This is a genomic window from Empedobacter sp. UBA7252, from assembly GCF_002472765.1.
Lineage (GTDB): Bacteria > Bacteroidota > Bacteroidia > Flavobacteriales > Weeksellaceae > Empedobacter > Empedobacter falsenii_B.
Genome location: NZ_DKSQ01000016.1, coordinates 1 through 7307, shown reverse-complemented (window position 1 = coordinate 7307; position 7307 = coordinate 1). Strand labels below are relative to the sequence as shown.

At 29.7% G+C, this 7307-nt stretch carries 10 protein-coding genes and 1 tRNA gene; 4 read left to right on the top strand and 7 right to left on the bottom strand.

Annotated elements, in window-relative coordinates; translation table 11 throughout:
* A partial coding sequence (locus B2X73_RS03365; RefSeq protein WP_291078605.1) for a hypothetical protein occupies positions 1-975 on the top strand: 975 nt, incomplete at its 5' end.
* A gap of 22 nt (positions 976-997) precedes the next feature.
* Here the strand turns inward: B2X73_RS03365 and pdxH are convergent.
* Positions 998-1645 (bottom strand): pyridoxamine 5'-phosphate oxidase, encoded by a 648-nt coding sequence (pdxH, locus tag B2X73_RS03360; protein ID WP_221855228.1) that lies wholly within the window; start codon positions 1643-1645, stop codon positions 998-1000.
* A 75-nt stretch (positions 1646-1720) separates the two neighbouring features.
* Between pdxH and B2X73_RS03355 the strand changes: the two genes are divergently transcribed.
* Positions 1721-2272, top strand: a complete 552-nt coding sequence (locus B2X73_RS03355; RefSeq protein ID WP_291048426.1) for a YqgE/AlgH family protein — start codon at positions 1721-1723, stop codon at positions 2270-2272.
* A 4-nt stretch (positions 2273-2276) separates the two neighbouring features.
* On the opposite strand, the gene B2X73_RS03350 is transcribed toward B2X73_RS03355, so the two are convergent.
* Both B2X73_RS03350 and B2X73_RS03345 read right to left on the bottom strand, forming a co-directional pair.
* On the bottom strand, positions 2277-3086 hold the full coding sequence (locus B2X73_RS03350; RefSeq protein WP_291095715.1) for an aminotransferase class IV: 810 nt from the start codon (positions 3084-3086) through the stop codon (positions 2277-2279).
* Positions 3087-3097: 11 nt separating this feature from the next.
* A complete protein-coding gene (locus B2X73_RS03345; protein WP_038330532.1) occupies positions 3098-3481 on the bottom strand; it encodes an START-like domain-containing protein in 384 nt (127 codons plus the stop codon).
* A 115-nt stretch (positions 3482-3596) separates the two neighbouring features.
* Between B2X73_RS03345 and B2X73_RS03340 the strand changes: the two genes are divergently transcribed.
* A tRNA-Met gene (locus tag B2X73_RS03340) sits at positions 3597-3670 on the top strand.
* Between the two features lie 60 nt (positions 3671-3730).
* Here B2X73_RS03340 and B2X73_RS03335 read toward each other — a convergent pair.
* Positions 3731-4588: a DUF6515 family protein gene (locus B2X73_RS03335; RefSeq protein WP_125349476.1), complete on the bottom strand. Its 858-nt coding sequence runs from the start codon at positions 4586-4588 to the stop codon at positions 3731-3733.
* Positions 4589-4819: 231 nt separating this feature from the next.
* Between B2X73_RS03335 and B2X73_RS03330 the strand changes: the two genes are divergently transcribed.
* Positions 4820-5869 carry a nucleoid-associated protein gene (locus tag B2X73_RS03330; protein WP_038330727.1) on the top strand — a complete coding sequence of 350 codons (1050 nt, stop codon included), beginning with the start codon at positions 4820-4822 and terminating at the stop codon, positions 5867-5869.
* Between the two features lie 36 nt (positions 5870-5905).
* Here B2X73_RS03330 and B2X73_RS03325 read toward each other — a convergent pair whose 3' ends face one another.
* From B2X73_RS03325 to B2X73_RS03315, 3 genes are all read right to left on the bottom strand, one after another.
* Positions 5906-6364, bottom strand: a complete 459-nt coding sequence (locus B2X73_RS03325) for a GNAT family N-acetyltransferase (protein WP_038330524.1) — start codon at positions 6362-6364, stop codon at positions 5906-5908.
* A gap of 52 nt (positions 6365-6416) precedes the next feature.
* Complete coding sequence (locus B2X73_RS03320; protein ID WP_038330521.1) at positions 6417-6935, bottom strand: hypothetical protein; 519 nt, start codon at positions 6933-6935, stop codon at positions 6417-6419.
* Positions 6932-7307: hypothetical protein (locus B2X73_RS03315; RefSeq protein ID WP_291095713.1), on the bottom strand; the 376-nt coding region annotated here is incomplete at its 5' end. The genes B2X73_RS03320 and B2X73_RS03315, both read right to left, overlap by 4 nt.

The window sequence follows — 7307 nt, the reverse complement described above, 5'->3', positions numbered from 1 at the left end:
AGATTTTCAAATCTAAAGGAAATAGATAAATCTCCAAAAGCAATTACATTACTTCAAAAAAATAATGAATTTGAAGAAGAATTTACATTCAATTTTTTCTTTCAATTAAATTTATACCGTGTTAATGAAATAAATAATTCAGAATTTATTGAAACGTTTAAAACCATTTATAATAAATACAATTACCCTAAAGTTTACAATCATTTTTTTACAAATTATGATTTACCTTTTGATCGAATTAAAGAAGTTGATTTAACGAATAAACAACAAAATATTCCTACGAATGAATTGTTTTCGGATGAAAATATTTTAGTTGCAAAACAATATTTAGCTTTACAAATTGATTTACTTCAATTAGATTTTTTTACTGGTCAAAAAAAGCCGCAACCATTCAAATACAACAATGTTGTTTACAATAAAAAACAAGATGTACTGAAAGTTAAAGAAGAATTAGAGCAAATAAATAAGGAAAAAGAAGCTGAGTTCTCAGAATATTTAGACAATATCAAAATATTTTTCAAATCTAATTTAGATGAACAAAAAACTATTTTGTTAGAAGATTGCATCAAAGTTGAAGCAGATTTATCAGCAAATATTCAATTGGTAAATGAAATTAGAACTCATATTAATTTTGCAACAAAACCCATTCATGAAAAGCTAAGAATCGAAGCTTTAACAGTTTTGAATAATCAAATAGAGCAACTTAAAAATGTAACAAAAGATATTCTACAAAGTGAAATCGCAAAGGAAAAAATAACTATTCGAGAAATTGAAAATGCACAATATTTTATAGATGAAGATTGGATTTTCTTTTTTGACTCTACAGGTTATAACAACAATGCTTTTGAAAATTTAATCGAAAATTTATACTTTGTAGATCAAGTTTCAAATAACTTATTGTTTCAAAAAAAAGCTGCTTTCCTAAAAGAATACGAACCATTATTAGACTATACATCAAAAACAAAAGCCTCTTAATTAGAGGCTTTTGTTTTATATCTTAAGGTGCTAAACGCTCTTTTTTCCAATCAAAATCGTCTTGTAAAACATAACGAACTCTATCGTGTAAACGACTTGGACGTCCTTGCCAAAACTCTATCTCAGTTGGACGAATCAAGAAACCTCCCCAATGTGCTGGACGAGGAATTTCTTTTCCTTCGTATTTTTTTTCTAATTCCAATTCCTCTGTCGCTAAATCTTCGTGCTCATCAATCACAGAACTTTGCGCCGAAATCCAAGCGCCTAACTGGCTACTTCTTGGACGTGTTTCGAAATATCCATCCGAATTATTATCCGAAGTTTTTTCAGCCACACCTTTTATAATAATCTGTCTTTCTAGAAATGGCCAAAAAAATGACAAACAAACTTTCGGATTTTCTAATAAAGCTTTTCCTTTCTGACTGTTGTAATTCGTATAAAAAATAAAACCTTCGTCCGTATATCTTTTCAATAAAACAACACGCGTTCTCGGAAATCCATCTTCACCAATCGTTGCAACAGACATCGCATTTGCTTCATCCACTCCATCCGATTCTTCAGCTTGCAGAAACCAATCACGAAATTGTTCGATCGGATTTTCTCTTAACGAATCAAAATTCATCGACTGTTTTTCGTAAACTTTTCTTTTATAACTTAAATCTTGTTTCATTAATGATTATTTTATATTTTTAAACAGCTAATTGTATATTTCGTTAAGATTTCACGTAACAAAACCGAAACAAAAATGTCTATCAAAAGTATAAAAAAAGGAGTTATTTTGGTCGCAAAACCAACATTAAGTAACGATATTTTTCAGAGAAGTGTAATTTTAATTACAGAACACTTAGAATCTGGAAGTATTGGTTTTATTCTTAATCATTCTTCTCATATTCCGATTAGTATTTTTGTATCTGAAATGGAGTCTGCATCTATTGTTTTTGAAGGTGGACCTGTCGATAAAGAAAACATCTATTATATTCACAAACGACCTGATTTAATCAGAAATAGTGAAAAAATTACTAAAAATTTATATTGGTCTGGCGTATATGAAGATGTGCGTGATGCAGTAAATCAGAATTTGATTAGTCAAGATGAAATCAAGTTTTTTATTGGATATTGTGGTTGGGCACCAAAGCAAATCAAAGATGAATTAAACAATAATTCGTGGGCTGTAACGGATTTGGATTTTGATATTTTTGAGCGTTGGGATGCTGATTTGTGGAAAAAATTGATGAAACAGCTTGGAGGTGAGAACTTAATTTGGCTAAACACCCCCGCTGATCCTTCTATGAATTAATCAATTATAAATACTTAAAAATCGATTTTGTTTTGTCTAAAGTGTATTCTTTTTTACGATTTTTGGTAATTGGTAAAATTCCAATTCCATCAATCAAAATGAAAACTTCTTCTGCCTTCTGAATTTCAAATGGAAAAATTTCGACTTCTTCTACTTTAAATTCTTCGGCTTTATTAATTTTTGTAATGAAATTATTTCTCAAAACACTAGTAATAACACCTTCTTCTTTTTTCGGTGTACGAATCGTTTCTCCATTCACAACAAAAATATTTCCTCGTAAAGAACGCGCCATTTTTTTGTTTGCATTTAGCAAAATAATATCAGCATAATCATTCTCTAAACGATAGATTTCTGCAATATTTTCTTCTGGACGATACGTATTTACAAGTGAATAAAATGCAGTATTGATTGCATAATCTTTGTAAACATCAATTTCGTTTTCAGCTTGTAAAAACTCCCAATCATTTTCACTATTTTCAATGGAAATCAAATAATTGATGGATGCTTTTAGATAATCGCCCTCATCATTTCTGAACGCAAAAAATTCTACTTTCCCTGATTTGGTCTGATTTGCTTCTGCTAATAAATTGATTTGTTCTTGAAAAAATTCTGGTGTAAAATCTAACGGAATATTCATGCGGTAAATACGCATAGAAGCCATTAAATTGAAATAATAATCTTCCCAATCAATAATTTCACCATTTACAAATCGCAAAATTTCTTTTACAGCATCACCATTACGAAAAGCTCTGTTCTGAATTCCTATTTCTGCATTTGCTTTTTCGACAATAACGCCACCTAAGTTAATTTTCAAAATAATAGATTTTAAACAGATCCTAAGATTTTTTTTAGATCTTCAATTTGACTTTCCCACAATTGTTTTGATTCTTCTACTTCGTCTTCATCAGCAAAATCTGTAATAACTAATGATACATCGTTCGTTAAATCGTCTTCTACAATTGTTAATTCGAAGAAATATTTTGTATCTTCATCATATTCCCATTGAAAGCGCACGTATCCATCTTGCTTAGATTTCATCAAAAATGCAGATTCTTCGTGTCCATCCCAAATAAAAGTATATTTTTCTCCACGAGAATTTACGTTATCTGCAAACCATTCTGATAAACCAGAAGGGTTTGAAATATAGTTATATAGCAAAGACGGTGAAGACTTGATTGAAAATTCTACTTGATATTTCTTTTTTGGCATAATTCTATTTTATTGAAGTCGCAAGATATAAAATGAATTGTATCTACCAAAGAAAATCAAAATAAGTTTTGTTATAAAATCAAAAAAAAATTACCTTTGCAAAAATTAAAATTTAGGCGAGGTAGCTCAGATGGTTAGAGCGCAGGATTCATAACCCTGAGGTCGGCAGTTCGATTCTGCTCTTCGCTACAAATGAAAAGCCCAAACAGATAATCTGTTTGGGCTTTTACTTAACTACTAAAACCTATACTAATCTAAATAACCTACTACTTGATAAGCTCTTGTTCCTCTGTTGTAAATTTTTTGGTATAAAACACCTCCAAATTCATACAGATACTCGCCTCCATAATCTACTCTTTCATATCCTGCTGGTAACGCATATACGATAGCACCTAGAGGAGCTTGAACTACTTCATAATAATTTCTATTAGGGCTGTAATAAACTCCTTCGTAGAAATAATATGGATTTCTATTACCAATATTAATTGTTACATAACCTACTGGTAAAATATTAATTCTAAATCCTACATATGGCATATATCTCACATATCCATTGTTATAAGGACGATAGTAAATACCATTGTTTCCGTAGAAGTTATAACTGTTATACGAATACTTGTTATAGTTTCTTACATTCACATTAGAAACTGGTCGGTTTCCTCTGTTGTATGAGCTAGAATTTATACGAACTGGATTGTTGTAGAAATCTCTGTTTTTTAAACTCTCAGATCTATTGCCTTGATTTCCTTGGCTATTTCTACTATTATTCCAATCTTTATTAGAACTTGGTCTGCTACCTACAATAGCAGTATTATTTCTATCTATACGTGTACTAGTTTCACGTTCTGTTCTATTTGTAGAATTTTTCCAAGATTCATTCGTAGAATTTCCACGACCTATTCTTTCTGTTCTATTTCCTTCAATACGGCTAGTTCTATTTTCTGTTCTAGCCATTTCAGAGCGTCCATTCCCTTGACTTCTTGAAGTTGCTTCTCTTGAAGAAGAACTTCTCTCACCACCTCTTTGACCTCTATCTTGAGCATTTACACCAACAGCTAACATGGCTGTAAAAGCTACTCCTAAAAGTGTAAATTTAATTTTTTTCATCACCCAACTTTTTAATAAATTAAGACATTTCTCCTAATACTATTTCCGTGCCATAATTATAAGTTTAAACCATAGAAAATGTTATAACAATCAAAATAATTTATAAGCCATTCAAATTCAATGAATTGCATTAACAATTTTGTTTGACAATTTTGTTAAATATTTTTATTCCTGACATCGTTTGTATTGATTTCTGAATTGATTACTTTTGTTTTTAAGAAATTATATAAAATGATTGACGTTAAAAATGCTTACATCGCCTTTATTAGTTTACAAAAAGTTGGACATAAAGTTCGAGAAGAAGCTAACATTTTTGCCGATAAAACACTAGAATACGATGAATCTAAGGAAGAACAATTGGTACCTTTCTTATTAAGTCCTTTCAAAAAAACACTCGAAATTAATCGTTTCACGCATTATACAGAAAAGTTAGAATTTAATGTTTTGTATAATCAATGCAAGCAAATGTTTGATGAAGAAATAGATTTTATCGATTTTTCGCAAGAAGTTTTAAGTCATTTATACGAGAAATCATTACATCCGCAGATCAAAAGTGGTGAAGTTTTTATTGCCCTTTTCGAAAATATGATGTTCGACGGAATTCCTTGCCGTGGAATTGGAATTTATAAATTAGAGAATAAGAAGAAATTCTTGCGTTTTGACGAATCACGTGGTTTAGATTACAACATTTGGAAAGGTTATAAGCTAGAAGGAATCGACAAAGCCTGTCTTATTCTTGATGCTTATCGCGACGAAGGTTTCCGCGTCTACTCTATCGATGATAAAAATGTGGAGTCAGAATATTGGAAGAAAAATTTCTTGGAAATTGATTTGATTAAGGATAACAATTACCATACGAAGAAATATATGGAGTTGATTACAGATTTCTCGAATGATTTTCTTTTGGATAAAACAGACAAAAAACAACAAGCAGAATTTATCTCAAATTCGATAAATGTGTTGAATTCGAATGAAGTTGTAACGAATGAAATTTTTGAAGATCAAGTTTTGAAACCTTTCGAAATTATTGATGAATTCAAAGAATATAAGAAAGATTATAGCGAAAATAATCGTGTTGAATTTGTGGAAGCTTTCGAAGTTTCAGTTCCAACTTTGATGAAAGAATCTAAGAAAATTAAAAGTGAAATTAAATTAGATACAAAGATTAACATCAAATTAGATTTGACAAATCCTGATGCAGCTGAAGAATATTTGGAGCGTGGTTTTGACGAAGAAAAGAAAATGTATTATTATAAAGTCTATTTCAATTCTGAACAATAAATTAAAGGCTCCTATTTTGGAGCTTTTTTTTTGATATTAATTCAATTTCAAAATACATTGATGATTCAAAATCTCAAAACCATTTTTCAGCCAAAAACCTTTTGCAAATTGATTTTCAGCTGTAAATTCTAATTCAATATATGCTTGATCGTTCAAGAAATTTATCGCTTCTTTAACCAATTTAGAAGCGATGTTTTGATTGCGATAATTTGCATCAACATACAACGAATCTATTCTTCCTTTTGATTTAATCACAAAATATTTCGGACGAAGATGTTTCGAACAAATAATATATCCCGTCAACTGATTTTCTATTTCGGCTACAAATATTTTTATATTCTGTTGATGTAAAATTCCCTTGAAAAAATCATCAATATCATGTTTGTAGGTCAAATCTATTTGATACAATGCATTAAACTCTTGATGATGTTGTAACAATTTTATCATCATTCTTTTCAGTTCAGGAATATCATTTTCTACGGCAATTCTTATCATATCTAAAAATAAAAAAATCCAGTTAAAAAACTCTAACTGGATTTACTAAAAACTATTGTTTATCTAGTTTTATTTTGTCTTGACCTTGTTGCAATTGATACAACTCTATAATATCCTCAATTGGATAATTAAACCAATCAACTTGTTTTTTGATTTTCGAATTTTGATCTAAATACAAATATGTCGTGAATTTCATCGCTGGAAACTTCATTCCATTATAGGTATAAGGCGAAAATTCTCCGTTTGCAATAATCATCGAATCGTTAGAAAATAATTCATTTACTTTCAATAATTTATTATTTTCATATTGCATCGTTTGATCACTCCAACGAATAATATCATTCAATAAATAACGCGGATCTACCGTAGAACCTCCCGAATATTGTGCTACATTTTCATATACCAAACTATCATTGTAAAAAGACAACATTTTCTTGTAATCTTTTCGAGATGAATAATTTTCGAAAAAACGTTTTCCTAATTCATCATTTTTACTGGCTGAAGAAGAATTACAACTTACTAAAAAAGTAATTGCAATAAGACTTAAAATCCATGTAAATTTTATTTTCATTTGTCTGAAATTCTTGTTAAATAATTTTCACCATTATCATCAGCCATTCCATCTTCATTGAGAATCATAATCTCCGAATTGTCCGACCAACGTAAAAATTGAAAAGGTAATTTTTTCTTTTTTGAATCAATCTCCATCAACGATCCATCATCTTTTTTGAATAATTCTCCGTTATAAGATTGACCTTTGTATTCAGCAGTAAATTTATCATCTGCTAATTTCAAAACAATTTTATCCCCAAAATATTTTCCTTCAAAAACACCCTTATAAACAAGCGTTTCATTTGTAAAAACAGAATTTTTTTCTAAAGACAATACATCTTCATGCGATAAGCTATCTGAACTTTTATCCACTTCTACTTTGTCCTTTTTA

Bases quoted from the DNA above. Each gene is read 5' to 3' on its own strand.
- pdxH (WP_221855228.1), bottom strand. From the start codon at position 1,645: ATGAAACAAGATTTAAGTTATAAAAGAAAAGTTTACGAAAAACAGTCG.
- B2X73_RS03320 (WP_038330521.1), bottom strand. From the start codon at position 6,935: ATGAAAATAAAATTTACATGGATTTTAAGTCTTATTGCAATTACTTTT.
- B2X73_RS03345 (WP_038330532.1), bottom strand. From the start codon at position 3,481: ATGCCAAAAAAGAAATATCAAGTAGAATTTTCAATCAAGTCTTCACCG.
- B2X73_RS03335 (WP_125349476.1), bottom strand. From the start codon at position 4,588: ATGAAAAAAATTAAATTTACACTTTTAGGAGTAGCTTTTACAGCCATG.
- B2X73_RS03325 (WP_038330524.1), bottom strand. From the start codon at position 6,364: ATGATAAGAATTGCCGTAGAAAATGATATTCCTGAACTGAAAAGAATG.
- B2X73_RS03355 (WP_291048426.1), top strand. From the start codon at position 1,721: ATGTCTATCAAAAGTATAAAAAAAGGAGTTATTTTGGTCGCAAAACCA.
- B2X73_RS03330 (WP_038330727.1), top strand. From the start codon at position 4,820: ATGATTGACGTTAAAAATGCTTACATCGCCTTTATTAGTTTACAAAAA.